The sequence below is a fragment of the Frischella perrara genome, from assembly GCF_000807275.1.
Classification (GTDB): domain Bacteria; phylum Pseudomonadota; class Gammaproteobacteria; order Enterobacterales; family Orbaceae; genus Frischella; species Frischella perrara.
On the sequence record NZ_CP009056.1, the window covers coordinates 979445 to 1005816 of the forward strand.

26 protein-coding genes are annotated in these 26372 nt (G+C 30.8%); 19 read left to right on the top strand and 7 right to left on the bottom strand.

Annotated elements, in window-relative coordinates:
• Positions 1-58: 58 nt before the first annotated feature.
• Positions 59-673, bottom strand: a complete 615-nt coding sequence (gene ribA, locus FPB0191_RS04280) for a GTP cyclohydrolase II (RefSeq protein WP_039104309.1) — start codon at positions 671-673, stop codon at positions 59-61.
• Positions 674-904: 231 nt separating this feature from the next.
• Between ribA and FPB0191_RS04285 the strand changes: the two genes are divergently transcribed.
• The 16 genes from FPB0191_RS04285 to waaO all read left to right on the top strand — a co-directional run bounded on the left by FPB0191_RS04285 (position 905) and on the right by waaO (position 16384).
• Positions 905-1624 carry a phosphatase PAP2 family protein gene (locus tag FPB0191_RS04285; protein WP_052236753.1) on the top strand — a complete coding sequence of 240 codons (720 nt, stop codon included), beginning with the start codon at positions 905-907 and terminating at the stop codon, positions 1622-1624.
• A gap of 125 nt (positions 1625-1749) precedes the next feature.
• Positions 1750-2031 (top strand): LapA family protein, encoded by a 282-nt coding sequence (locus tag FPB0191_RS04290; RefSeq protein ID WP_039104311.1) that lies wholly within the window; start codon positions 1750-1752, stop codon positions 2029-2031.
• A 40-nt stretch (positions 2032-2071) separates the two neighbouring features.
• A complete protein-coding gene (gene lapB, locus FPB0191_RS04295) occupies positions 2072-3247 on the top strand; it encodes a lipopolysaccharide assembly protein LapB (protein ID WP_039104313.1) in 1176 nt (391 codons plus the stop codon).
• A 99-nt stretch (positions 3248-3346) separates the two neighbouring features.
• Positions 3347-4120, top strand: a complete 774-nt coding sequence (locus FPB0191_RS04300) for a YchF/TatD family DNA exonuclease (RefSeq protein WP_039104314.1) — start codon at positions 3347-3349, stop codon at positions 4118-4120.
• Positions 4121-4231: 111 nt separating this feature from the next.
• Positions 4232-4579: an HIT domain-containing protein gene (locus FPB0191_RS04305; RefSeq protein ID WP_039104316.1), complete on the top strand. Its 348-nt coding sequence runs from the start codon at positions 4232-4234 to the stop codon at positions 4577-4579.
• Between the two features lie 23 nt (positions 4580-4602).
• Positions 4603-5193: a hypothetical protein gene (locus tag FPB0191_RS04310; RefSeq protein WP_039104318.1), complete on the top strand. Its 591-nt coding sequence runs from the start codon at positions 4603-4605 to the stop codon at positions 5191-5193.
• A gap of 15 nt (positions 5194-5208) precedes the next feature.
• Positions 5209-6228, top strand: a complete 1020-nt coding sequence (gene nagZ / locus FPB0191_RS04315) for a beta-N-acetylhexosaminidase (RefSeq protein WP_039104319.1) — start codon at positions 5209-5211, stop codon at positions 6226-6228.
• Between the two features lie 10 nt (positions 6229-6238).
• Positions 6239-7519 (top strand): sigma 54-interacting transcriptional regulator, encoded by a 1281-nt coding sequence (locus FPB0191_RS04320; protein WP_052236754.1) that lies wholly within the window; start codon positions 6239-6241, stop codon positions 7517-7519.
• 55 nt (positions 7520-7574) lie between these two features.
• Positions 7575-8549, top strand: a complete 975-nt coding sequence (locus tag FPB0191_RS04325) for a hypothetical protein (protein ID WP_039104321.1) — start codon at positions 7575-7577, stop codon at positions 8547-8549.
• A gap of 39 nt (positions 8550-8588) precedes the next feature.
• On the top strand, positions 8589-9587 hold the full coding sequence (gene pseB / locus FPB0191_RS04330) for a UDP-N-acetylglucosamine 4,6-dehydratase (inverting) (RefSeq protein WP_039104322.1): 999 nt from the start codon (positions 8589-8591) through the stop codon (positions 9585-9587).
• Complete coding sequence (gene pseC / locus FPB0191_RS04335; protein WP_039104324.1) at positions 9588-10742, top strand: UDP-4-amino-4,6-dideoxy-N-acetyl-beta-L-altrosamine transaminase; 1155 nt, start codon at positions 9588-9590, stop codon at positions 10740-10742.
• Position 10743: 1 nt separating this feature from the next.
• A complete protein-coding gene (pseF, locus tag FPB0191_RS04340) occupies positions 10744-11451 on the top strand; it encodes a pseudaminic acid cytidylyltransferase (RefSeq protein WP_039104326.1) in 708 nt (235 codons plus the stop codon).
• Complete coding sequence (gene pseG / locus FPB0191_RS04345) at positions 11448-12998, top strand: UDP-2,4-diacetamido-2,4,6-trideoxy-beta-L-altropyranose hydrolase (RefSeq protein WP_052236755.1); 1551 nt, start codon at positions 11448-11450, stop codon at positions 12996-12998. Before pseF ends, pseG begins: the two co-directional genes overlap by 4 nt.
• 9 nt (positions 12999-13007) lie before the next feature.
• The gene (gene pseI / locus FPB0191_RS04350) at positions 13008-14057 is read left to right on the top strand and encodes a pseudaminic acid synthase (protein ID WP_039104328.1); all 1050 of its coding nucleotides are present in this window, start codon (positions 13008-13010) and stop codon (positions 14055-14057) included.
• 241 nt (positions 14058-14298) lie between these two features.
• Complete coding sequence (locus FPB0191_RS04355) at positions 14299-15096, top strand: glycosyltransferase family 32 protein (protein ID WP_052236756.1); 798 nt, start codon at positions 14299-14301, stop codon at positions 15094-15096.
• 271 nt (positions 15097-15367) lie between these two features.
• Entirely contained in the window at positions 15368-16384 is a 1017-nt protein-coding gene (waaO, locus tag FPB0191_RS04360) for a lipopolysaccharide 3-alpha-galactosyltransferase (RefSeq protein ID WP_039104329.1), read from the top strand.
• Between the two features lie 118 nt (positions 16385-16502).
• On the opposite strand, the gene rfaP is transcribed toward waaO, so the two are convergent.
• Together rfaP and FPB0191_RS04370 are read right to left on the bottom strand one after the other, a co-directional pair.
• Complete coding sequence (rfaP, locus tag FPB0191_RS04365) at positions 16503-17300, bottom strand: lipopolysaccharide core heptose(I) kinase RfaP (RefSeq protein WP_039104331.1); 798 nt, start codon at positions 17298-17300, stop codon at positions 16503-16505.
• Positions 17293-18414, bottom strand: coding sequence for a glycosyltransferase family 4 protein (locus FPB0191_RS04370; protein WP_039104332.1), 1122 nt, complete (start codon positions 18412-18414; stop codon positions 17293-17295). Before FPB0191_RS04370 ends, rfaP begins: the two co-directional genes overlap by 8 nt.
• A gap of 368 nt (positions 18415-18782) precedes the next feature.
• Here FPB0191_RS04370 and rfaY point away from each other — a divergent pair, with 368 nt between their 5' ends.
• Positions 18783-19490 (top strand): lipopolysaccharide core heptose(II) kinase RfaY, encoded by a 708-nt coding sequence (gene rfaY / locus FPB0191_RS04375; protein ID WP_039104333.1) that lies wholly within the window; start codon positions 18783-18785, stop codon positions 19488-19490.
• Between the two features lie 68 nt (positions 19491-19558).
• Here the strand turns inward: rfaY and FPB0191_RS04380 are convergent, their stop codons facing one another.
• From FPB0191_RS04380 to FPB0191_RS04390, 3 genes are all read right to left on the bottom strand, one after another.
• Complete coding sequence (locus tag FPB0191_RS04380) at positions 19559-20161, bottom strand: YrbL family protein (protein WP_039104334.1); 603 nt, start codon at positions 20159-20161, stop codon at positions 19559-19561.
• Positions 20162-20197: 36 nt separating this feature from the next.
• Complete coding sequence (locus tag FPB0191_RS04385) at positions 20198-20884, bottom strand: lipopolysaccharide core heptose(II) kinase RfaY (protein WP_039104335.1); 687 nt, start codon at positions 20882-20884, stop codon at positions 20198-20200.
• A gap of 237 nt (positions 20885-21121) precedes the next feature.
• Positions 21122-22957: a sulfatase-like hydrolase/transferase gene (locus tag FPB0191_RS04390; RefSeq protein WP_039104336.1), complete on the bottom strand. Its 1836-nt coding sequence runs from the start codon at positions 22955-22957 to the stop codon at positions 21122-21124.
• Positions 22958-23370: 413 nt separating this feature from the next.
• Between FPB0191_RS04390 and FPB0191_RS04395 the strand changes: the two genes are divergently transcribed.
• A complete protein-coding gene (locus FPB0191_RS04395; protein WP_039104337.1) occupies positions 23371-25290 on the top strand; it encodes a DNA repair helicase YoaA in 1920 nt (639 codons plus the stop codon).
• A 25-nt stretch (positions 25291-25315) separates the two neighbouring features.
• Positions 25316-26005 (top strand): tRNA (adenosine(37)-N6)-threonylcarbamoyltransferase complex dimerization subunit type 1 TsaB, encoded by a 690-nt coding sequence (tsaB, locus tag FPB0191_RS04400; protein WP_039104338.1) that lies wholly within the window; start codon positions 25316-25318, stop codon positions 26003-26005.
• A 49-nt stretch (positions 26006-26054) separates the two neighbouring features.
• Here tsaB and FPB0191_RS04405 read toward each other — a convergent pair whose 3' ends face one another.
• Positions 26055-26318: a GrxA family glutaredoxin gene (locus tag FPB0191_RS04405; protein WP_039104339.1), complete on the bottom strand. Its 264-nt coding sequence runs from the start codon at positions 26316-26318 to the stop codon at positions 26055-26057.
• Between the last annotated feature and the right edge of the window lie 54 nt (positions 26319-26372).

The following is a 26372-nucleotide window of genomic DNA, read 5'->3' on the forward strand; positions in this document are numbered from 1 at the left end:
GATCAATTTCAACAAATTTTTGGCAAATTAATATAAACAATATTAAATATAGACAATATTATGATTTTTCGTCTTTGTTTAGTGGGTGAAGATGAAGTATATGTCCCATTTTCTGCGCTTTTGTTTCTAAATAATGTTCATTATTTGGGTTTTCGCCGACTTCTAATGGAATACGCTCAACAATTTTAATGCCTGCTTGTTCAAGGACACGAATTTTTTCTGGATTATTAGTAAGTAATTTAATTTGGTCAATGTTAAGCAGTTTCAACATATCTGCACAAATTGTAAAATCTCGTTCATCAGCAGCAAATCCCAATTGGTGATTGGCTTCAACCGTATCTAATCCTTCATCCTGTAATGCATAAGCTCTAATTTTATTAAGTAAACCAATATTACGACCTTCTTGACGATGATAGAGTAAAACTCCATTCCCCGTTTTAGCAATTTGTTGTAATGCCGCCTGTAATTGAAAACCACAATCACAACGTAAACTGAATAATGCATCACCTGTTAAACATTCTGAATGAATTCGAGTCAGAATTGGTTGCTGTGTTATGTCACCATAAACCATGGCTACATGATCTTTACTCGTCGCCAGTTCCTTGAAGCCTACAATTGTAAATGTTCCCCAAGGTGTAGGTAATTTTGCTTGTGCAATACGTTTTAATTGCATTGAAAACTCCATTTTTAACTAAATATTTTTTTCAAGTAAATTATATACTAAATCAGTTTTAATGTAGATATTCGCGATATTAACTTATTCAAGAATTATGATTGTGTGGAGATTATAAAATCTGCTTGTCATGATTAAATTTAGCTAAATTAAAGGTTTTGTTAAATAATAGTGTGTTAGATGTTATCTATGATATTATAGAATCATTTATTATTGTTACTAATATTAGTTATGTTTTCAATTCTGCAAAAAAGCCTCTTTGTTTTAGCGATTTTTCTCATTACGCCATTGGTGATTATAATTATTAACTGGCATTGGCAGCCTGAAGCATTGAATCATTTTTCAAAATATCTTTATTGGGTTACTGAAACGGCAGGTTCACCTTATTCTATTATTTCTTGTGGTATCTTTTCCATTGTGTTTGCCTTGTGTCTAAAAATCCATTCAAAATCATTATTTCTGAAATTAATAGTACTATTAGCGATAGCAATTATTTCAGGACAACTAATTAAAACAGTAATAAAGAATTGTACGACTGAAACAAGACCATTCGTTTCTTGGATGGAAAGTGAATATCAAATTAGTGATCAATATTTTTATTCACTTTCACGCCCTGAACGGCAAGGACTTATTGAAGATTACGCCCAGCAATCTTCACAAATACCTAATTGGCTTTATCATCATTGGGGTAAAGAAACAGGCTATAGTTTCCCATCAGGGCATACATTATTTGCAGTGACTTGGGCATTTATGGCATTATTTTTATTCAATTTCAAACGTCATTATCTCACTGTCAGTACAATCATTATTTGGGCTCTGACTGTACTTATTAGTCGTCTTATGTTGGGAATGCATCATCCTATTGATGTGATATGTAGTACAATAATTGGTTGGATTATCGCTTTATGTGTTTATCAGATAGCCATTAAGTGGCGCTTAATCGAGCGGTAAATGATGTTTTTTAGGTTGTTAATATATTGTTGCATTTAAACAATCTATAAAACAGCGCCAATTATGTATATAATTCCATTTTATTATACTTACTATATTTATATGAATATTTGAAGGAAAGCTCAATGAAATTTGTTTTTTTGTTTTTATTATTAATCGTTGTTTTCGTCATTTCAATAACTTTTGGCGCCAATAATGATCAACATATTGTTTTTAATTATCTCGTAGGTGAATCAGAATTTAGATTGTCTACTATATTAGCTTTGTTATTTGGATTAGGATTTTTGGTAGCATGGTTATTTGCCGGCTATTTTTATTTTATAGAAAAAATCAAATTATCATCAGCATTGCGTAAATTGAAGAAATTGCAAAGCAAATACTACGAAGAAATAAAAAATCGTCCTTAAGTTTAAATTTTAATTTTTAGTAGATAAAAAGAATATTATTATGTTTGAACTTTTGTTTTTGTTATTACCTATCGCTGCAGCCTATGGTTGGTACATGGGGGGGCGTAGTGCAAAACAAAAATATCAAAATGATTCTAATCGCTTATCACGAGAATATGTTGATGGGTTAAATTTCCTTTTATCCAATCAAAAAGATAAAGCTGTAGATCTGTTCCTTGATATGTTAAAAGAGGACTCGGGGACTTTAGAAGCGCATTTAACTCTAGGTAATTTGTTTCGTTCTAGAGGGGAAGTTGATCGCGCAATTCGTATTCATCAAAGCCTGATGGAAAGCGCCTCGTTAACTTTTGAGCAACGATTATTAGCCATGCAGCAACTAGGTCGTGATTATATGACGGCGGGTTTTTATGATCGCGCAGAGGATATGTTTACCCAATTAATTGATGAAGAAGATTTTCAGCAATATGCATTACAACAATTGATTATTATTTACCAATCAACCAGTGAATGGAACAAGGCTATCTCTGTGGCCTCAAGATTAGTTAAATTGGGTGATCGAAAATATAATAGTTATATTGCCCAATTTTACTGTGAAATGGCAGTTTTAACACTAGCTACTGAAGATATAAATAAGACATTATTCTATTTACAAAAATCTATTTCCGCCGATCCAAATTGTGCCAGAACATCTCTCCTTTTTGGAAGAGTTTATATGGATCAAAATAATTATACAAAAGCTATTCAATATTTCACTCAAATTCTAAATCAAGATAAAGCTTTTGTTAGTGAAGCACTCCCATTTTTAAAAATCTGTTATGAAAGATTGAATATCATTGATGATTTTAAACAATTTTTGAAGCGTTGTGTTGAACTAGACGCCGGGAGTATGGCTGAATTAATGTTGGCAGATCTCATTGAGGAACAATCTGGTCGTGAAGCAGCCCAGTATTATATTTATCGTGAATTGGTCAAACATCCAAATTTAAAAGGATTTTACCGCTTAATGGATTACCATTTAGCAGACGCAGAGCAAGGGCGCGCTAAAGATAGCTTATTATTATTGCGTAATATGGTTGGAGAACAGGTAAAGGCCATTCCTAATTATAGTTGCGAAAGATGTGGTTTTACTGTTAATTCAATCTATTGGCTATGCCCAGCCTGTCGTTCTTGGGCAACGATTAAACCAATTCGAGATTTTAAGCAGCATATCAATTAAATGTAAGGTATTTAAATCTACACTGAATCGCAAACTTCTTTATCTATGGTTATTACATTGATATTTATTTTATAAAGTGAAATTAAGGGATATTAAAATATGTATTTAGTCGATTCTCATTGCCACCTTGATTCCCTTGATTATCAGCAGAAATCATTGGAAGAGGTGTTAAATGAAGCACAAAAAAGGGATGTTAAGCATTGTTTAAGTGTTGCTACCACACTGTCTGGTTATCAATCTATGTACCAGACTTTAATGCCTTTTTTTGATCAGGTTTCATTATCTTGTGGTGTTCATCCACTCAATTTAAAGGATGAAATATTTGACACCGATTTATTTCGTCAATTGGCAAGTAATACTCATGTTGTTGCATTAGGCGAAACTGGTTTGGATTATTATTATGAACAAGATAATATTGAAGAACAGAAACATGCATTTGCACAGCATATACATTTAGGAAGAGAGTTAAAAAAACCGATTATTGTTCATACTCGACAAGCAAGACGAGATACGCTTGATATGCTAAAGTCAGAAAATGTCTATTCAGGTGTATTACATTGTTTTACTGAGGATCTCAGTACTGCACGACAATTACTCGATCTTGGTTTTTATATCTCTTTTTCTGGAATAATCACTTTCAAAAATGCTGAAGAATTACGTGAAGTAGCAAAATTCGTACCAATGGATCGCTTATTAATTGAAACTGATTCGCCATATTTGGCGCCAGTCCCATTTAGGGGTAAAGAAAATCAACCCGCAAACGTTAGGCAGATTGCTGAATATTTGTCTGTTTTAAAAGGCTATACTTTAGAAGATTTTGCTAAAATAACTACTGATAATTTTTGCCGTTTATTTGGTGTAACACTATGTTAATATAACCTTACTAATAATATGTGTAAATTAGTGAATTTTTATAAATCGCATTGAATCAAAAAGATAATAGTATGCTAATTTTTTAATATTTAAGAAAAAGAGATCAATATAATGGTTAAGGAAACAATTTTTAGTAAAATTATCCGCCGAGAAATTCCATCTGATATTATTTATCAAGATGATTCTGTCACTGCTTTTCGTGATATCTCACCACAGGCGCCAGTACATATTCTCATCATACCTAATAAAATTATACCTACAGTTAATGATATTGGTGAAGATGATGAAAAGGTTTTAGGACACTTATTTACCGTTGCAGCTAAACTTGCCAAGCAAGAGGGCATTGATGAATCTGGATATCGATTAATTATGAATTGTAACAAAGATGGTGGTCAAGAGGTTTATCATTTGCACATGCACTTATTGGGTGGAAAGCAACTTGGTAAACTTATAGGATAGAATAATAAACAGGATGTAAATTTATGTCATATTTTCGTAATGCACTATTTCTTATGGTTATGTTAGCGTTAGTGAGTTGCCAACATAGAGTAGTAGAGCAGCCGATATCACCCGTTACTGATTATATTGCTCAAAATGAAGAGCTCAAGATTGTGGAGCAACCACCTCAATTGACAACGACTAATTGGCAACCTATTATTAAACCATTGATAGATAAATTATTAAAAATTAAGGATATTCAAGATAATAATCTATTATTAATAAGTGATGTAAAAAATAACAGTAATCATTATGTTTCGACAACGGAAGTTAACAAATTAATTTTAAATTTATTATCTGAACAGAACATTTTTAATATTATTGATAAGGCAACAGTTAATCAGTCTAAGCTTATACTAGGTATACCATATGATGATGCATCAATTTCCCGTAATAAGATGATTGCGTTGGCTAATGATGTTAAAGCTAATTACATTTTGTTTACAAGCATTAACCAAGTCCCCGATTTGCAAAGTGAATCTGCTGACGTTAGATTAGAATTACTATCTGTTGAAAGTGGTAAAGTAATTAATCAGTTTACTACTGAACAACCTGAAAAAATCAATCAACCATAAAATAGTGAGAGAAACATGGGACCATTGATGATCGATATTCACGGCTTAGCGCTTTCTGAAGAAGACAAATGCTTACTTAAACATGAAAGTATAGCAGGTGTAATCCTTTTTAGTCGTAACTATGAAGATCCTAAGCAACTTAACCAGTTAATCAAGGAAATACGATCTTGTACTGGTGAGAGATTATTGATCTCAGTTGATCATGAAGGTGGAAGAGTACAGCGTTTTAAAGATGGTTTTACTATACTTCCACCAGCTCAAGCTTATGCGCAGTTTTGCGATATAAAAAAAGCACAACAATTAGCATTTGATGCTGGTTGGCTGATGGCAATGGAGTTAATGGCATTTGATATTGATTTAAGTTATGCACCCGTTCTTGATTTAGGACATGAATGCTTAGCAATTGGTACACGGTCATTCCATCAAGACATAGCGGTTGCAGAAAAGATTGCTTTAGCCATGATAGACGGCATGCATCATGCTGGTATGAAAACAACAGGAAAACATTTTCCCGGTCATGGCGCAGTCATTGCCGACTCACATAAAGAAACACCGATAGATAACCGATCGCAAAGCGATGTTATGCGTGATATGCAAATCTTCGTAGATCTCATCAAAGCAAATAAATTAGATGCGATAATGCCGGCACATGTTATTTATTCAGCTTTTGATGACAAGCCTGCAAGCGGCTCATTATATTGGTTAAAAGATATTCTAAGAGAAAAACTTCATTTCCAAGGAATAATCTTTTCTGATGATTTATCAATGGAAGGGGCAGCTTACTTAGGTAATTATGCACAAAGAGCTCAAGCCGCATTGAATGCTGGGTGTGATATTTTATTGGCTTGTAATAATCGAAATGGCACCTTATCGATTTTAGAAAGTTTAGGGCATGTATTAAGTGATAAACCTAAATCTTTATTAAGCAAAACAAGAGTTGATTATCAAACGTTACTTAAAAGCCATCAATGGAAAGAACGACATTATGCATTAAGAAAACTTAATCAACAATGGCAAGAATATATCAATAATTAGGCGTCAATTAATGAATACGAACTTTCATTCACCCATCGCTTTTATCGAAACAACAAAAACAGGTGTACTACTAAAAATTAATCAGGTTGCGATCAATCTTTTTGAGCTACCTGAAAAATTATTAAAAAATACAGCTGATTATCAATATCTAATTGATTATCAAAAAATTTTTAGGCTTGACACTAATTTATCACTTAAGGATTTAAACAATATTAAAATTGTTATTAATCAACAATATTATTTTCTACAACTTGTTGATAATGCGGAACGATTTTTATTTGTTATCCAACCTGTTAATTATCTTAAAAATAATCTAATTAGAAAGGATGTCGTTAATTCACAGTCGTTTGATATTTTTATTCAAAATAGCTTAGCTATGCAAAAATTAATCAAGCAAGCAAAGGCTTTTTCTCTTCAATCTGAACCTTTATTAATTTCAGGATCAACCGGTAGCGGTAAAGATCTACTTGCATTAGCATGCCATCAATATAGTCAACGCGGTGATCAGATTTTCTTAGGTTTAAATTGTGCTGCAATGCCGGATGAGGTTGTTGAAAGTGAGCTTTATGGTCATGCACCCGGCGCTTATCCTGGTGCGATAGACGGTAAAAAAGGGTTTTTCGAACAAGCTAATGGTGGCTCTGTTTTGTTAGATGGCATTGATGAAATGTCCTATCGAATGCAAACCAAACTTATTCGTTTTATAAACGATGGCTCTTTTCGACGAGTTGGTGATGATAACGAGGTTAGTGTAGATGTGAGAATCATTTGCGCCACTAAAGTTGATCTCCTTTCATTAGTAAAACAAGGAAAATTTAGAGAAGATCTCTATTATCGACTAAATGTTTTACCACTTTCTCTACCAAATTTAAAAGATCGTCGAGAAGATATCATTGAATTGGCCCTTTATTTTATAAATCAATTCGCCAATAAGCATGGTATACTTGCGCCGGATCTTACCGAAGAAGCTAAAGTAGTGCTGTTAAATTATAGTTGGCCAGGAAATGTCCGAGAACTGAAAAATATTCTTTACTCAGCTTTAGCACAGTTAAATGGTAAGCAAATAACCGAGAACGACCTTATTTTACCGAAAGCTGCTGATAACAATCTATACTTAGATAATGAGAATATTGAAGGTAAAACTCTAGATGAAATGACAAAACATTTTGAAAAACAAATACTTCAACAATTATATCAAACATATCCAAGTTCAAGAAAACTATCAAAACGTTTGGGTATATCCCACACTGCAGTTGCAAATAAATTGAGGGAGTATGGGATTAGAAAGTAACTAAACCATATTTGTTTAGATTAACTATATTTATAATTATAAATGAGCGTGATTTATGTTTGACTATAAAGGTTTTTCAGCACAAGAAGTTGAAGAATTATGTGCATCTAAATATATACAACGTTATTGTATAAGATCCATGTATAATCCAAGCGAAATTTACTCGCAAGGATATTATTTTAGACAATATGCTCAATTCCCCTATTTTCTTCCCTTAATGGTTTTTTCTGAACATGGTATTGAATTTGGTCATGTAGGACATAAAGAAATTGAAAATGATGCTTATGCAATGTTGGTTTTTTCGGATTATAAAAAAATAAATTATCAAAAAGCATCTAAAAAAATTTGTTATAAAGTTTTGCATCCATTAATTTGGTATAGAAGAAATAATATTGAGCAATCTCCTTTAGCTAAAGGTACTTTGGCATTTCCTTCTCATTCTACTTCAAAAAATGATTGCATTTTTGATATAGAAAAATATATTCAAGAATTGAAATCATTACCTCTTGATATGCAGCCTGTTTGCGTTAGTTTACATATTAGTGATATAAAAAAAGGACAGCATTTAGAATTTATAAAGCATGGTATTCCCGTTTACACGGCCGGTAATCCCGCAGATTATCGATATGGTGAAAGATTTTATAATATTCTAAAAAATTTTAAGTATGGTACTTCAAATTTGGTTGGTTCTTATGCTTATTTTTGTGTGGAAATGGGTATACCTTTTTCATTATTTGGTCAAGAAAGTAAATATATTAATACTTCCGGTGATAGAATATATGATGGTGATTATAAGGTAAGAGAAGGTTATCAGATTGCAGAGAATGTTTTTTCAGGAATTCATAAACATATAACCAATGAACAAAAAGAACATGTTGAAAAGAATATTGGAACTAATCCAGATTTATCAAGAAATGAAATGAAAACGCTTTTTTATAGGGCTTTTTTAAAGAAAGGATTAACACCTCGAGTGTTTTTTTATATTATAAAATATTTATTATTCAAATATATTTTTCGTTGTAAATTATAAATTTAAAATCGCTTTCATAATGAGGCATAAAGGGAAAAAATGTTTAAAGATAAAGTTATTTTAATAACAGGTGGAACGGGATCTTTTGGTCATAAATTTGTTGAAATGACATTAACAAAATATAATCCAAAAAAAATTATTATTTATTCACGTGATGAAATGAAACAGTGGGAAATGGCAAAATTATATGCTAATGATACTAGGATTCGTTTTTTTATTGGTGATGTCCGTGATCGTGACCGATTATACAGAGCACTAGATGGAGTTGATTATGTTGTTCATGCTGCAGCTACCAAAATAGTTCCAACAGCTGAATACAATCCATTTGAATGTATTAAAACAAATATAAATGGTGCAATGAATGTAATAGATGCTTGTATTGATAAAGGTGTTAAAAGAGCAGTTGCATTGTCGACGGATAAAGCAAGCAGTCCAGCTAATTTATATGGGGCAACAAAATTAGCTTCTGATAAAATGTTTGTTGCAGGTAATTCATATTCCGGAGCTGACAAAACAAAATTCTCAGTAGTTCGCTATGGAAACGTCATGGGGTCAAGAGGCTCTGTTATTCCATTCTTTTTATCAATAAAAAATAAGGGTGAATTACCTATAACTGATGCAAGAATGACTCGGTTTATGATTACTTTAGAACAAGGCGTTGAACTTGTATGGCACGCATTTGAAGATATGATTGGCGGAGAAATCTATGTAAAGAAAATTCCATCAATGAAGGTAACTGATGTGGCATTATCGATCTTGCCTGATGCTAAATTAAATATAGTCGGTATCCGTCCTGGTGAAAAGTTGCATGAACAAATGATTAGTGCTGAAGATTCTTATTATACCTATGAATATCCTGAGCATTATAAAATTTTACCAGCAATTAATGGATGGGAAAATTGTACAAAGCGTATAAAGAATGGTAAAAAAGTTCCTGAAGGATTTATATATTCGAGTGATAACAATACTGAATGGATGAGTATTGAAACCTTACAAAATTGGTTATCCAATAATAAATTAAAAATAGGTAATTTTTAAATGTCGAATTTTATTCCATATGGTTGTCAAGATATAACAGAAGAGGATATTCAGACTGTATCTGAAATTTTGAAATCTGATTTTTTAACGCAAGGTCCAATGGTTCCTTTGTTTGAAAAAGCCGTATCTGATTACGTAGGTATCAATTATGCATTTGCAATGAATAGTGCCACGTCTGCATTGCATGTTGCTTGCTTAGCTTTAGGTTTAAAAGAAGGAGATTGGCTTTGGACTTCACCTAATACATTTGTAGCCTCAGCTAATTGTGGACGTTATTGTGGTGCTCATGTAGATTTTGTAGATATTGATTCTAAAACTTATAACATGAGTGTTACCGCGCTTGAGGAAAAACTTAAACAAGCTAAATTAAATAATTGTTTACCGAAGATTGTTGTTCCTGTTCATTTTGCTGGTCAATCTTGTGATATGAAAAGTATAAAAGCACTCGCTGATGAATATAATTTTTTCATCATTGAAGATGCCTCCCATGCAATTGGTGGAACTTATTTAAATCAAAAAATTGGCAATTGTAGATTTTCAGACATCACTATTTTTAGTTTCCATCCTGTAAAAATTATAACAACTGCTGAAGGTGGGATGGCGCTAACCAGAGATGCAAAACTAGCAGATAAAATACAATTATTTAGAAGTCACGGTATTACCAGAGATGCCAATTTTATGACACATATTGCTGATGGTGATTGGTATTATCAGCAAATTGAACTTGGCTTAAACTATCGGATGACAGAACTGCAAGCCGGTTTAGGTATTAGTCAGCTAAAGCGTATAGATAAGTATGTTCAACGGCGGCATGAACTTGCCAATTATTATGACCAAATATTATCAGATTTACCATTAATATTGCCATATCAGCACCATGACAATTATAGTGCTTTACATCTATACCCTATAGTATTACAAGACGCTACAAAACGTAAAATTGTTTTTGATCACTTAAGAAAGAATAATATTGGTGTTAATGTACATTACATACCAGTTCATACTCAACCTTATTATCAGCAATTAGGGCACAAATATGGAGACTATCCTCAAGCTGAGGCATATTATAATGGAGCAATAAGTTTGCCTCTATTTGCAAAGCTCAGCCATCAACAACAAGATTTTATAGTTGATTGTATTAAAGCGAGTATCTGAAATGAATGTAGCCATTATACCAGCTCGAGGCGGTAGTAAACGTATACCAAAGAAAAATATTAAACAGTTTTGCGGCCAACCTATGATTGCTTATTCTATTCAAGCAGCAAAAGCAAGTGGTTGTTTTGAGCGTATTATTGTATCAACTGATGATCAAGCTATAGCTAGCGTTGCTATTGAATATGGTGCAGAAGTTCCTTTTTTTAGACCTAAAGAATTATCAGATGATTTTACAGGTACGATCCCTGTTATTCGGCACGCAATTGAAATGCTTGAGCAACAAAATGCTAAGCCTATATCAGCTGCATGTTGTATTTATGCTACAGCTCCATTTATTCAACCTTTAGATATTATTACGGGTCTAAAACAACTACAAAATAATGTAGATTGTTTATATTCATTCTCTGTTACTTCTTACCCTTATCCAATTCAACGAGCAATAAAAGTTACTCACGATAAACGTACTGAAATGTTTCAACCGGAGTTTTTTAATGTTCGTTCGCAAGATCTAGAAGATGCATATCATGATGCCGGTCAATTTTATTGGGGTAGAAAAGAAGCATGGCTGAATGAGAAAAACATATTTTCTTCTCATAGTATGCCCATAATTTTACCACGTTACCGAGTTCAAGATATTGATACTCAAGAAGATTGGTTAAGCGCCGAATTAATGTTTGAAATGATCATGAGAAAGCGGAAAACTCAATGAATATTGTATTTCGTGTTGATGCTGCTCAACATATTGGAAGTGGACACGTTATGCGTTGTTTAACTTTGGCAGATGAATTAAGTCAACATGGGGTTAATTGTATTTTTATATCTAGAGAATTTGAAGGTAATCTCTTTTCATTAATTAAAGAAAAAGGTTATTTGTTATATTCTTTATCATCCCCAATTACTTCTTTATATCAGAACCCTAATCAATTAGTACCTCATGAACATTGGCTTGGTGTAAATTATGAAGTAGATGCTAAACAAACGATTGACATTTTAAATATGATATCTATTAAGATTGATTGGTTAATTGTGGATCATTATGCTATTGATTCTCGTTGGGAAGAAATAGTAAAACCTTATGTTCAAAAAATTATGATAATTGATGATCTTGCGGACCGTCAGCATGATTGTGATCTATTATTAGACCAAACATACCAAAGAAATAAAACAGCATATGATAATAACAAAGTAAAATCGCAACACTATCTTCTTGGTTCAAAATATTGTTTATTAAGAAACGAATTTTTGGAAAATAGAAATAAAACTTTGCAATACTTTGATCACGAATATATTGATGATACATCTAAACGTATATTGATAAGTATGGGTGGCGTAGATAAAGATAATATAACAGGAAAAATATTAGATAGTTTAAGTGATATTAATTTATTGCCTGACGATGAATTGCATATCATTATGGGAAAAAATGCTAAATGGTTAACTAATATTAAAAACACTGTTATGAATTTTAAATGCAAGACTTATGTCTATCATGATATTAGGAATGTGGCTGAAATTATGTCTAGATGTAATCTAGCAATCGGAGCAGGAGGCACAACTACTTGGGAACGATGTAGTTTGGGCTTACCCTCAATTATAATTTCAATAGCAGAAAATCAAAATTTAATCATAGAAGAATTAGTTAAATGTGGTGCTAGTTGGTTTGCTGGTAGAGCAACGAGTTTGAATAAATCAACTCTTGAATCAATAATCAAGCACGCAATTTTCGATAAATTTTCTTTATATTCGTTAAGTAAAATTTGTCGAGATATTTGTGATGGTTATGGCACTAAAAGAGTGGTTAATATTATGCTATCAAATGAGTTTAATTTTGATTTTATAACTGAAGACGATATACCAATTCTTTATCAATGGCGTAATCACGAACATACACGAAAAATGTCATTTAATTCATCCCCTATAATTTATCAAGATCATGTTAACTGGATGAAAAATAAGCTAAAAGATGAAAGTTTTGTTTTTTTAAAGATAATAAATTTTCAACAAGAAACTATTGGTTGTATCCGTTTATTTTTAAATAATGATGAGTCAGAAATATCCATTTATTTAGATCCTGATAAGTTAGGAGAAGGATTAGGAAGTCGTATTTTATGTCAGTTTACTCCTTGGGTTAAAGAAAATTTGCCACAAATAAAATATATAAAAGCTAGAATAAAGAGTGAGAATAAGGCTTCAATAAAGGTTTTCGAGAGGTCTGGTTATAAAATGATTAGTTCAGATTATATCTTAAATTTATAGGATTATAAAATGAGAAATATAGAAATAAATAATAGAAAAATCGGAAGGAATTTTCCACCCTATATAATTGCGGAATTATCAGCTAACCATAATGGTGAAATCCAAAGAGCTTTTGAGATTATGTTGGCTGCAAAAAAAGCGGGCGCAGATGCAATTAAATTACAAACTTATACTGCCGATACAATAACTTTAGATTGTAATAGTGAAGAGTTTCAAATTCATGGGGGTTTGTGGGATGGCAAGAATTTGTATGAACTTTATAAATGGGCACAAATGCCATGGGAATGGCATAAACCTTTATTTGATAAAGCTAAAGAATTAGATATAACAATATTTAGCTCACCATTTGATTTTACAGCTGTTGATCTACTAGAAGATTTAAATGCCCCAGCCTATAAAATAGCATCTTTTGAATGCATTGATCTACCACTTATAAAATATGTTGCATCAACGGGTAAACCAATGATTATATCCACTGGTATGGCTAATGATCATGAGATTGAAGAAGCGATACAAACAGCAAAAGAGAACGGGTGTAGTCAATTAGCAGTATTACACTGCGTAAGTGGTTATCCCGCACCAGCAGAAGATTATAATTTATTAACTATACCAGATATGGCTAAACGATTTGATGTACTCACGGGCTTATCTGATCATACCATAGATAACACTACAGCAATTACATCAATAGCATTAGGTGCATGTATAATTGAAAAACATGTTACATTAGATCGCAAAGGTGGAGGACCTGATGATAGTTTTTCTCTTGAGCCAAGGGAACTTGAACAATTATGCAATGATAGCAAAATTGCTTGGCAAGCCTTAGGGGGCATCAACTATGAAAGAAAAGAGAGTGAAAAAAGTAATGTAAAATTTAGACGTTCTTTATACGTAGTTAAAGATATTAAGAAAGGTGAAAAGTTGACACCAGATAATATTAGAAGTATTCGACCGGGTTTTGGACTTGCACCAAAACACTATGAAAAAATACTAAATAAAATTGCAAAGCAAGATCTCTATAGGGGAACTGCACTGAGGCTAGAACACATTTTAGATTAATTTTATATGCACTCTAATTTTAAATATAATTATAAGATAAATTTTTTATCTTTTTATTGATGTCTTGTTTACTATTAAATATTGATGTTAACAAATTCTGAATAAAATCATTAATACAATAAAATAGAATATATTATCGGTTTTTAAAAACATTATTGATCAATTTGATCAGATAAATATCAAATTTTAAATAGTAAATGTATATAAATATACTAGAACCAGTTATTGAGGAAATTAATTTATGGGTAATATACCCAAAAAGATTCACTATGTTTGGATTGGAGAATCTCCAAAATCTGAATTTATTTTGAAATGTATTGAAAGTTGGAAGAAACATTTACCCGATTTTGAAATCAAGGAGTGGGGAAATGATAGTCTTTTGAAAATAGAAAACCGTTATGCTATAGAAGCATATAATAATAAAAAGTGGGCTTTTGTTTCCGATTATATTAGGTTATATGCTTTATTTCATGAAGGTGGTATATATTTAGATACGGATGTAGAAATAACTAATAAATTTGATGAATTTTTGAATTTAGATTTTTTCACGTGTAATGAAAAACATAATAATTCATGTTTACCAGTTACATCAGCTGTTATGGGAGCTAAAAAAGGAAATAGAATAATCAAGGATATATTAAATATATATGATGGCTTGGAATTTAAAATTAACGATAAATTTGATTTGACTCCTAATACAGTCAGAATTACAGAATACTTTAAAACAACTTTTAACATATTACCTCCCTATTTCCCTTCAACTCAAATTCAATTAGTGGAAAATTCTATTATTTTTCCATCATCTCATTTTTGCAATTCTGAAATAAATAAAAATAATTACGCTATACATCATTTCATGGGCTCATGGTTACCCGATTATGATAGAAGAGATAAGTTTTCAATTTTCAATAAATTTGTTCTTACAAGATTCAAGATTAGAAGAGATACTAAAAATTATGGTTTAAAAGAAAAAGAGAGAATTTTGTTAAAATTTAAAGTATCTTCAAAAAAGGTATTTGCTTTAATTTTAAGAAAGTAATAAGTAGTTAATGTTATGCAATTATTATCTGTTTTGACTATTTTCATATTTAATTAGAAATTAATAAATAATAATGTAATTTTGTATAATGTAGAATTTTTTAAAATTAAAAATCTGCTTTATTAATGAATATATATAGTACTTATAATATTAAATTGTGATAAGAAAATAACAGAAATCGTTTTTAATTAATAATGGTATGTTTTTAGTAACAATTTTTAAATATTATTGAAATCAGTTTATCAAGCAATATTAAATAATTAGGAAATTTATGTATTTTGACCAAAACCAAGTTATTTCAGAAGTATTTCATTTTGACCATAGCAATGAAAATAACGAGGTATTTCATATAGCCTATGGTGTTGATAAAAATTTTTTATTTGGATGTGTGACATCAATTACTTCTATATTGCTTAATAATACCAAACAAGAATTCCATTTCCATATTTTTAGTGATTATCTTGATGACGATTTCAAAAAAAGAATTGAGTTATTAGCTAAACAATATCGATCTAAAATTTCAGTTTATATTGTTAATTGCCAAGAATTAAAAAGATTACCATCAACTAAAAATTGGTCCTATGCCACTTATTTTCGTTTTATCATCGCTGATATTTTGTACCCTGCAATTGATAGATTGCTTTATATTGATGCAGATATTATTTGTAAAGGTTCACTTGGGGAACTTATAAAGTTAGATATTAATGAATTTCTCGTTGCAGCAGTCAAAGAAAAAGATATTTCATGGTGGCAAAAATGTGCCAAACGGCTAGAAATCGATAATTTGTCACAGGGTTATTTTAATGCTGGATTTTTGTATATTAATTTGGAGAATTGGCAAAAAGAAGGTGTCAGCAGTAAAGCGATGAAACTTCTAGAACAAGAGAGCGTAAAAAGTAAATTAGATTATCTTGATCAAGATTTACTTAATATGATTATGGTCAATAATGTCTTCTTTCTGGATAAACGATATAACTGTCAATACAGTATTAATTATGAATTAAAAGTTCCCAATGGCACTTACTACAAAAATCCAATTGAAGATTCAACAATATTTATTCATTATATTGGACCGACTAAACCATGGCACGAATGGGCAGGAAATTATCCTTGTTCAAAATATTTTATTGAGGCTAAAAATAATTCCCCTTGGAAAGACAGTACTTTATTAAGTGCTAAGAATGCTAATCAATGGCGATATTGCGCAAAACATAAATTCCATCAAGGCAAAAATGTTGCTGGTTTGATTGGTTATTTTAAATACTATTGGTTTAAAATCGTTCGCTAAAAACTATTTAGTCATTATTATTTCTAATTTTATTATCATCTAATTTTTAGATGTTTTGTATTAATTAACATATCTGATCATAAGGTAACTAGGCATCGGCTAGTTACCTTAAAAATAACTACAACCCTTTGCGTTCAGTACGAATTCTAATTTTTTCAGCTTTCATTTCTAAATTGCTGAGAAAAGCATGCTCTTCTTTAAAAATAGTTTTCAACGGTTTATTGAAATATATTTTCATGAATCTTAAATAATCTCTTGGTGTTAATCCAATATGCGTAGATGAAAAATAAAGTCCAATTAAGTCTTTATTTCGCCAGCGGATTGGTACATGTTTACGAATTTGAGCACGATGTAAATCGATGATTGAAAGTTTAATTTGATTAGTTTGTTTTAAAACATTTAAATCTAACAAAAAGTGACAAATATAATAATCACGATGATTAACACCTGCTTGATGCATTTTATGTGTCATTTTAGCAATTGTTGTTACTATTTGCTTTTTTTGATGATAAGAAGGGGGATTAGTTAACCAATTAGCACAGAAGTCTTCCAAACTAATTGCAGGATTAAGATCTTTAGTAATAATAAATGATGTTCTAGTTAAGGGATTTAACCCTTTACGTCCAAATGCGACGCCTGTCATGGTATTGACACCAACTTCTTTCAATTTATGTATAGCATCCCATTCTTGTTTAGCATCTAATACAGGTAATCTTAGTGAAATTAAATTTTTCAAGATTTCTTTAAGGGTTGTTCCATGATGAATTTTTATAAAATACGAACCATCAGCTATTTTAAAATTAAAACATTTGCGTTGTTCAACAGCTCGATATACGGTACCTGATAAATGATTAATTTCATTAAAAGGATCTTTATTTTGCCAAAGTTTTGAAAATGGAGGGCGTAATTCAATCATTTTTTGATTCCAATATAATGTCGGCTGCCTTTTCGGCTAGATGATATAGATCTTGGGTTTGACCATAATTGATTGCATTTTGATGCCATTGAAGTCGTTTTCTCTGATTAGCTAAGGCTTCTAAAAGCGCTAAATTTAATTCATTTTGTTCATATGGCGCTTTGATCAATTGACCGGCATTAGCTTGTTGCACATGAAATGCATAGCCACTGACGGAAGTGACGATTACCGGAACACCTGCTGCTAATGCTTCAATAAGCACAATTCCTGCTGCTTCTTGCCTAGCAGGATGGATTAATAAATCTGAAGAAAATAGAAAATCTGGAATATCATCCCGACCACTATAAAATCTTACTCTGTTCTCAATACCTAGTTTTTTAGCCAACTGTAAATATTTATTTGGATTATCTTGTCCTACGACTAAATAAAGTACTTTGTGTTTCAATGATTCCGGTAAATTGGCTATAGCTGTTAAGCTACGATCGACGCCTTTACGTTTGAAATCAGAGCCAATTTGAGTAATAACAAGGATGTGATCTTCAATACCATTTTTCTGCCTGAATTGCTGTCTTCTCAATAGTGAATTTTCATTATATTGGCGATTTTTAGCAATACCCGGTGGCAACATAAAAAATTGCTGCTTTGGTGTATGATAGTAATGTGTAAAGTCATCAATTTGCGTTTGAGTTAATACTAGAAACTTTGTATGCTGATTGGTAAATACACTTTTCTCAAAAGCTAAATAATGTCGACAGCGATTAGTTATACGATATAAATAAGATTTTTCCGTGAAGACTTTTTTAGCAAAACAAGTATCCGCGGCGTAATAGATATCCAGATTAGGCATCTTATTAAAACCAATAATACGATCAACTGGGTGATTAATTAAATGCTGTTGCATCCACTTAGAATAGTTGGTATTACGTCCATGATTGGTAAACCCTTTACGGGGAACTATGACTATTTTCATACCATCAGGTTTATCACCTTGCCATGTCATAGTATAAATGATGATTTCATGACCTCTTTTTTGGCACTCTTTCGCGATTTGAAGAAAATCACGTTGTAAACCACCATAAGGAAAATATTTATAGAGGCAAAATGCCAACTTCATGTTTATCCTCGATTGTATTTATCAAATAAAATTGTTGATTATTGGTTAATATGTAGATAATCGTTGTTATTTATAACAGTAAATAACAATGAATTTATTAATATTATCAATTATTATAGCTTAAAAATTTTTAACTGTAATCTATGCTCATAATCAATACTTTGATTAATATATTAAATTTTATAATCAATATTTAACGTGATCGATGATATATAATAAATAAACAAAAAGATGATGGTGGAATAGGTACAAAATGGCTTTTTATAAACAAAAAATAATTTTTTCATGGAAAATTAGTAAGTAATTCAGTAGTATTATAAACAATTTAATACTTTGAGTATTTCAAGATTTTTCAGGAATTTGATGATATGATTTTTAAAAAAAAGATAGGGGCGTTTACTGTTTTTGTAAAAGATAATAATAGTATTTATGAAAAGGCATTAAATGATTTCCTATCAGGGCGTATGAATATACTAAAATTACTTCGTAGCGAAGACGAAACTAAAGTTTGGTTAATTGATACGGAAAAAGGACCAATGGTATTAAAACTATTTGTACCTAAACATCAAAAATTTGAGCGTATTCTAAAATCTTTAATTAAAAAAGATTATTATCAAAGCTTAATTTATAAAACCGACAATGCTATTAGTCATGGTGCGACTATGATTAATGACATATATTTGTTAGCTCAGAGAAAAATCTGCAATTATGCATATGTACATATTATATTGATGGAATATATTGACGGTACGCAAATTATTAATTTAGAACCGATTTCTGACGAATTAAAATCTGAAATTAAAGTTGTTTTAGAACAATTGCATACTTATGATATGGTTAGTGGTGCGCCACACAAAGAAAATACCATGGTAACTAAAGATGGCGTCAAATTTATTGATTTGTCAGGAAAACGCTGTACTTGTGTTAGTCGGGCCAAAGATAGAATGGAATTAGAAAGATACCTTGGTATAAAAAACTTGAAAAAAGACTGGGGCTATTATGTCTATATTTCTATAAAAAATACCAGAAATTCAATAAGAAATATTAGAAAAAAACTAGGATTAAGAAGACGTTAATTATAACTGTATCATTTTTGAGTTTTGTAGATTAATTAAAATCTACATACTCGAATAACTATTATTTTCTATTTTTTTGCTAGATAGGCTGAGACTAATGCAAAATTCTCTCTTTCAATATCTTTTATAAATCGTTGCCATTTTCTGTTTATAGATTTTTTTGCTAAAAAATGGCAATAATTATCGATTTTTATTAGTTTTGAGTTACCAATATTATCAATGATTACAAGTCGGTTACCACAATTCCGTCTTTGATACAGAATATTTTTACTTTTAATAGTCATCGTGATGATACGATCGTTAACTAATGCTTTTTTTAAATTTATTAAGGCAGTTGTAAGTTCATTTAACTCATGTGCATTAAGTGATTGCTTAAGATAATTTTCCAAAGAAATCGATATTGAATTGTCATCATCACGAATTAAATCATAAACATGTCCAATGCCTAAATCTGTATCAACAGAACCATAGTACTTTGATAAACATTCCCAGCTAATTTGTCGTTTAAGGAGGTGTTTGTAATATTTAACTTCCCGATTGGTTTCAATATCAGCACCAATATTATAATTAATTTTGATGCATTTAAATGGATCTTCAGGATGAATATAACACTTACGGTGCAGACCTTTGCCGATATAGTTTTCAAGGGAAAAGTGAATAGTTTTTTTCATGATTTTAAACCAATATTAAAGCAATACACATGATGATTATTTTTTATTTCTTAATTTTCGGGATAGTTTTATCCATTTATCCCTTAATCCAACAAGATGATATAATATACCCGGTCTATTATTCAAATTAATATTATAAAAACGTTTTAGATGACGTGCATCTTTAGCTTTTGCAATACAAAACATACCATTATCTGATAAATCAATGATTTTAATTTCATTATTATCAGTCAACAATATATTAAATGGATTTAGATCGCATGATGCCAATCCAAACTGATGGAGCTGTTTTACCGCTTCTTTTATCTTAGTTTGATAGGGTGAATAATCCTCGCCAAAATTTTTAATAGGCACACCTTCTACATATTCACTCAAAAGATAAGTTTCTAGAATATTTCCTTTCTTTCTTTGTGCAACTACGTAGATACTACCAACGAGTTTACATCCCATTTGTTTTGCCTTTTCAATACGTTTCATCAAATTAGGATAAAATGTACCTTGAAATTTCAATTTAATTTTTTGATCTAAATGATTAATCTTTTCACAATCCCATTTAATGGTATATTTTTTATTTTCAATTTCTATTAGCCAAACTGCTCGTGTTTTTTTTTCTGTCAGTACTTGATAAGAAATCTGGTTATCGAAAAATTGACTTAAAATATTGACGTAATAGTTGTCAACACTTTGTACTGTAAAATCATTTAAGTTGATAGGTTTAATCATAAATCGTTGTTTATATAATACTCATTATTGTTAACTAGATTAATTTTAACATGTTTCATGATGAAATTGCTTTGTAAAATAAATCTTTTATTAATAAAGAGAATATTATTTTGTTGTAAATCATTTTAAAACTATTCATCTTAATACTTTTTAAAAGAAAAAAGGTATTATTCATGAATAAATAATACCTAGAAGATGTTTATTGTGGTTACAATGATTGAAAATAAGATCTAATTTTTAATGTTCATAAAAGTATTTCATATTGTTTAATGCTTGATGAATGTATTGATAATTAGGTGTTTCACTTACCAATTTGTTGTGTTCATCCATATATTGTCCCATGCCGATGCTATTAACCATATAGATATTGGTCGGTGTTTTAACTGCATAGGTGCTATAATTTGACATCAATAACCAATGGCGATCATTAATAGGCTGAATTAGATCGTATCCAGTAGAATAATCATGAGTATCATTTGAAACTGATAGATAATGTTTCATTAAAGTTGGTACAATATCTTCATGACTGGTTAATACATTCCTATTTGCATTGTCGGCTAATTGTTTTTCATTATCACCTTTAGCACCAACAAAAATGAAAGGTACTTTGGTTTGTGCATCAGTATAATTTCCATTATGCCCCCAAAAACCCATGCGGTTATCATTCATTTCTTGAGAATGATCACCTGTAATAATGATAAGCGTATTATTTAATGTTCCAGATTGCTCCAATTCAGCGTAGACCTGTTTTAATAAGTAATCAACTGAATAAACACTCATTTTATAACGATTAAAAATTGGCGTTGGATCAGTATTATTATTTAAACTTAAGTAGTTTATATCACTTACCGGTTGATATTTAAGTTCTAAATTATCTAAAAATTCATAAGCATGTGGTTGATCATAAAACAGAAATGAAAAAGTCGGGCGTGTAACATCCCGTTTTTTAAACCATTCTAACCAATCTTTTGTCAGATTCTTGTCTCTCTCAGCACTTGATTTGCCTTCACTGTTAATGCGTAAATTTTCAATGGTAACAAATGCCGTTCTATCAAATTCTGGTGCAGAGATTTTTGCTGATGAAAATATGCCAATATTATAATTTTCTTTCTGGAGTGTCGTGACAAATAGAGAAGGAATACTATTATTGAAAAAACTCTGCCAATAAGTACCAGGTATGCCATAAAATAGACCAAATATACCTGTCCGTGTAGCATTACCTGTAGAATAATGATTATCAAAAATGATTCCATTATGTTGTTTTACAAATTCATAAGTATTTGGAGTATTGTCTTCATTAAATGTGTCATAACGCCACGAATCTAATACAATAAAAATAATATTGGTAGGATTATCATTTTTCGAAATAGTTAAAGGTTGTTTTGGATATTTTACATTACTTTCAAAGTTAACTTTGGTACGAATATTTTTTTGTAATCCATCTTTATCAAAGATCCCCATAATTTTTTTAGATGTTAAGGGGTAATATTGTGGAATATATTCTCTAACGATTACAACAGGTGAATAAGCGTAATAAGCTGCAATCATATAACCAATATTACTGATTAATAAACTAAATGTAATGAAAATAAAAGGGTATTTTAGCCCCTTTATCTGGTTTTTTTTGATTTTTAAATATTTATCAATTAAGCAAAGTAAAATAAATTCAATTAAGAAAACCGAGAGCACTAAAACAATCATTAATAGATACGTTGCCATTGAAAAATCAACAACTTGACCAGATAGAACTAGAGATAGAACCGATTGATTTATGTGGAATCGATATTGTTCAAAAGTAACAGTATCAATATAGATCAAGATTAAAGAGCTACCAAATATTATAGCTAAGCCAATATTTTGTATAAAACGCGGAACCCATTTAATATTAATGAATAAAAGTGTACAGATGAAAGATAATACTAGATAAAAAATGAAAGCCTGACATGGAAGCGCTAAACAAATAAATATAATACTTATTAGATTGAAAGAAGCGCCGGGAACGAGAAAATATTTGATAGCTACTAACGATGCTAATAGCACATTTGTAAAAAGAAAAATAAAAATTTTTTTCATCAGACTCACTTAATTATTTTAAATATATTGATTTTTTTCTAAAAAAAGGAAGCCTCATTTTAGCTGAAATTCATTTAATAAACATTATCGATATAAGCTAATATTTAATAATGAATACGTTATTATAATTAATAAATACAAAGAAAAAAGCCCAATTAAAAAAGGTATTGGGCAGAAATGATGAAAAAAAGGAATAATCATATTCCAGATATTATTCTAATGAATTGATATTATTTAGATAATTGATTATTCATATCTTTGTGATAGGAGAATAATTGAACTAAAGATAATGAATATTTGATATTTAATAACATTTTTAAGAAAAATATGACTATTCCCAAATTATAGTTGTTTTCCATTTAGTCTATAATCATGCATAATAGTTATTAGGTTTTTATAAGGTTGATTTATTAGTGATCGATGATTTTGCTCCAGATGGGTTACTGGCTAAGACATTAAAAGATTTTGTTCCACGTGAACAACAACAAAAAATGGCGACAGAAATTCGTCAAGCTATTTTGGATGAGAAAAATTTAATTATAGAAGCGGGAACCGGAACCGGTAAAACATTTGCTTATTTGGTTCCTGCTTTTCGTAGTAATAAAAAAGTAATAATATCAACGGGATCTAAGAATCTACAAGATCAGCTTTACACAAAAGACATACCAATTATTAAAAAGGCACTCAATTTTACCGGAAAATTAGCTTTACTAAAAGGAAGAGCTAATTATCTATGTTTACAAAGATTAGAACATCATTTTGCAGCACCTGGAGAATTGACTAAATCACAGCAGGTGGATTTAGTTCGTGTAAAACAATGGTCTACGAAAACCAGTGATGGTGATACCAGTAAATGTACAACTGTAACTGAAAATAATCCTATTTGGTCAATTTTAACGAGTACAAATGATAGCTGTTTAGGTAGTGAATGTCCTAATTATGAAGATTGTTATGTGGTTAAGGCTAGACGGAAAGCACTTAATGCAGATATCGTAGTGGTAAATCATCATTTATTTTTGGCGGACATTATCGTAAAAAATACCGGATTTGGTGAATTGATACCGAAAGCTGATATTCTTATTTTTGATGAAGCACATCAGTTGCCCGATCTTGCTTGTCAATACTTTGGTCAGAATCTGACTAGTCGTAAATTACTCGATTTAGCAAAAGAAATAATGCTCTGTTATCGTACTGAGGTAAAAGATTTTGTTCAATTGCAAAAATGTGCAGATAAATTACAAAAATGTACGCAAGATTTAAGAATTGCTATTGGTAATATTAGCCAAAAAGGTAATTTACGTAATTTAATAAGTCACCAACAAATAAAGAAAGAAATTGAATACTTACAAGAATCTCTTAACTTTTGCTATGAAGTTATTGTATTAGCTATTGGACGTTCCTCAACATTAGATAATTGTTTTGATCGTGTTATTCAATATCAAGAATTGCTTGCTCGATTGCTCAATGTTACGGTGACAGGATTTAGTTACTCATATGAATGTATCGGTAATCATTTTATTTTAGCAATCACACCATTATCAATTGCCGATAAATTCAAAGATTTAATAAATGAACGTGGGGGCAGTTGGATTTTTACATCAGCAACTTTATCAGTTAACTCAAAACTGGATTATTTTAGTCAGCGGTTAGGTCTTGATGATGCCGCGTCCTTAATATTGGATAGCCCTTTTGATTATGTCAGTCAGACATTATTTTGTGTGCCACGTTATATTCCTTCACCAAATCAAAGAAATGTTGCTCAACAATTAGTTAGTATTCTTTTACCTACTATAGAAGCCAATCAAGGGCGTTGCTTTTTTTTATGTACATCTCATTCTATGATGAATGAATTAGCTAAATTATTTCGCGAAAATACGGCATTACCTATTTTAGTTCAAGGCGAAACAAGTAAAACTCAATTATTAGAACAGTTTGTTAATTATGGTAATGCATTATTAATTGCGACCGGTAGCTTTTGGGAAGGGGTAGATGTACGAGGAGATATTCTATCATGTGTTATTATTGATAAATTACCATTTACATCTCCGGATGATCCTTTTATGAAAGCTCGAATTGAAGATTGTGTTATGCGAGGGGGCGATCCCTTTAACGATATCCAAATACCTGAAGCTGTCATCACTTTAAAGCAAGGGGTAGGTCGATTAATTCGCCACCATCAAGATCATGGTGCAATTATTATTTGTGATAATCGTTTAGTTATGCGCCCTTATGGTGCTATATTTTTAAATAGTTTACCACCGTCACCTCGGACAAGAGATCTAAAAAAAGTCATCAACTTTTTAGAAACGTCCAAAAATAAATCTGTTTATTAATTTAACCTAGAATAAGAGATATGTAATGAGTCCTAATATTTTAGCCATTGATACATCAACCGAAGCTTGTTCAGTAGCTTTACAATTTAATAATCAAGTTAGCAGTGATTTTGTTATTTCAAACCGCGATCATACTAAACAAGTTTTACCAATGGTTGATACGTTATTGAAACGTTCTGAATGTAATCTAAGTCAAATAGATGCTATTGCTTTTGGTCAAGGTCCCGGCAGTTTTACTGGGGTAAGAATAGGTATTGGTGTGGCACAAGGTTTAGCATTTGGTATTGGCGTACCTATGATCGGAGTATCTAATTTAATGACTTTAGCTCAAGGTGCCTATCGTAAAACACACATAAAAACAGTTGTAGCTGCAATTGATGCAAGAATGTCAGAAATATATCTAGGTGTTTATCAATATAATAATGATGTTTGGCAAGCAATGATCAATGAGTGTGTAATAAAACCCGATCAAGTTAGTGAAAAATTAGCGCATTTATCTTTAACAGATTGTGTTTGCTCCGGTACTGGATGGCAGACATATCCAAATATGCTCAAAGGGATTATGCAAAGTGATCATCATTTACCAGAAGCTCAAGATATGTTGAAGATAGCTGAAAATTTATTTAATCATGGACAAACCATCAATCCAGAAGATGCTCAAGCTAGTTATTTACGAAATGAAGTGACATGGAAAAAATTACCGGGGCGAAATTAAAAAGGGACTAAACATCCCTTTTTGGATTAATTAAAATTATAATAATGAATTATTGAAATAATCCAAGGTGTTCTTTAGCATAAGCTTCAAAATCAGTACATCCACCAATAGGTTTTTCATCAATGAAAATTTGTGGTACTGTTTCAACAGGTTTACCAACACTTTTGGATAAATCTTCTTTAGTGATTCCTTCAGCTTGAATATCGACATAGCGATAGGAAAAGTCATCACGTTCTTGAGACAATTTTTCAGCTAATTCTTTAGCTCTTACACAATAAGGACAACCTGGTCGACCAAAAATAACTACGTACATTAAAAACCCCTTTATGTTATCAATATATTCTTACTATACTTATATTTTAAAAAA

Bases quoted from the DNA above. Each gene is read 5' to 3' on its own strand.
- ribA (WP_039104309.1), bottom strand. From the start codon at position 673: ATGCAATTAAAACGTATTGCACAAGCAAAATTACCTACACCTTGGGGA.
- FPB0191_RS04285 (WP_052236753.1), top strand. From the start codon at position 905: ATGTTTTCAATTCTGCAAAAAAGCCTCTTTGTTTTAGCGATTTTTCTC.
- FPB0191_RS04290 (WP_039104311.1), top strand. From the start codon at position 1,750: ATGAAATTTGTTTTTTTGTTTTTATTATTAATCGTTGTTTTCGTCATT.
- lapB (WP_039104313.1), top strand. From the start codon at position 2,072: ATGTTTGAACTTTTGTTTTTGTTATTACCTATCGCTGCAGCCTATGGT.
- FPB0191_RS04300 (WP_039104314.1), top strand. From the start codon at position 3,347: ATGTATTTAGTCGATTCTCATTGCCACCTTGATTCCCTTGATTATCAG.
- FPB0191_RS04305 (WP_039104316.1), top strand. From the start codon at position 4,232: ATGGTTAAGGAAACAATTTTTAGTAAAATTATCCGCCGAGAAATTCCA.
- FPB0191_RS04310 (WP_039104318.1), top strand. From the start codon at position 4,603: ATGTCATATTTTCGTAATGCACTATTTCTTATGGTTATGTTAGCGTTA.
- nagZ (WP_039104319.1), top strand. From the start codon at position 5,209: ATGGGACCATTGATGATCGATATTCACGGCTTAGCGCTTTCTGAAGAA.
- FPB0191_RS04320 (WP_052236754.1), top strand. From the start codon at position 6,239: ATGAATACGAACTTTCATTCACCCATCGCTTTTATCGAAACAACAAAA.
- FPB0191_RS04325 (WP_039104321.1), top strand. From the start codon at position 7,575: ATGTTTGACTATAAAGGTTTTTCAGCACAAGAAGTTGAAGAATTATGT.
- pseB (WP_039104322.1), top strand. From the start codon at position 8,589: ATGTTTAAAGATAAAGTTATTTTAATAACAGGTGGAACGGGATCTTTT.
- pseC (WP_039104324.1), top strand. From the start codon at position 9,588: ATGTCGAATTTTATTCCATATGGTTGTCAAGATATAACAGAAGAGGAT.
- pseF (WP_039104326.1), top strand. From the start codon at position 10,744: ATGAATGTAGCCATTATACCAGCTCGAGGCGGTAGTAAACGTATACCA.
- pseG (WP_052236755.1), top strand. From the start codon at position 11,448: ATGAATATTGTATTTCGTGTTGATGCTGCTCAACATATTGGAAGTGGA.
- pseI (WP_039104328.1), top strand. From the start codon at position 13,008: ATGAGAAATATAGAAATAAATAATAGAAAAATCGGAAGGAATTTTCCA.
- FPB0191_RS04355 (WP_052236756.1), top strand. From the start codon at position 14,299: ATGGGTAATATACCCAAAAAGATTCACTATGTTTGGATTGGAGAATCT.
- waaO (WP_039104329.1), top strand. From the start codon at position 15,368: ATGTATTTTGACCAAAACCAAGTTATTTCAGAAGTATTTCATTTTGAC.
- rfaP (WP_039104331.1), bottom strand. From the start codon at position 17,300: ATGATTGAATTACGCCCTCCATTTTCAAAACTTTGGCAAAATAAAGAT.
- FPB0191_RS04370 (WP_039104332.1), bottom strand. From the start codon at position 18,414: ATGAAGTTGGCATTTTGCCTCTATAAATATTTTCCTTATGGTGGTTTA.
- rfaY (WP_039104333.1), top strand. From the start codon at position 18,783: ATGATTTTTAAAAAAAAGATAGGGGCGTTTACTGTTTTTGTAAAAGAT.
- FPB0191_RS04380 (WP_039104334.1), bottom strand. From the start codon at position 20,161: ATGAAAAAAACTATTCACTTTTCCCTTGAAAACTATATCGGCAAAGGT.
- FPB0191_RS04385 (WP_039104335.1), bottom strand. From the start codon at position 20,884: ATGATTAAACCTATCAACTTAAATGATTTTACAGTACAAAGTGTTGAC.
- FPB0191_RS04390 (WP_039104336.1), bottom strand. From the start codon at position 22,957: ATGAAAAAAATTTTTATTTTTCTTTTTACAAATGTGCTATTAGCATCG.
- tsaB (WP_039104338.1), top strand. From the start codon at position 25,316: ATGAGTCCTAATATTTTAGCCATTGATACATCAACCGAAGCTTGTTCA.
- FPB0191_RS04405 (WP_039104339.1), bottom strand. From the start codon at position 26,318: ATGTACGTAGTTATTTTTGGTCGACCAGGTTGTCCTTATTGTGTAAGA.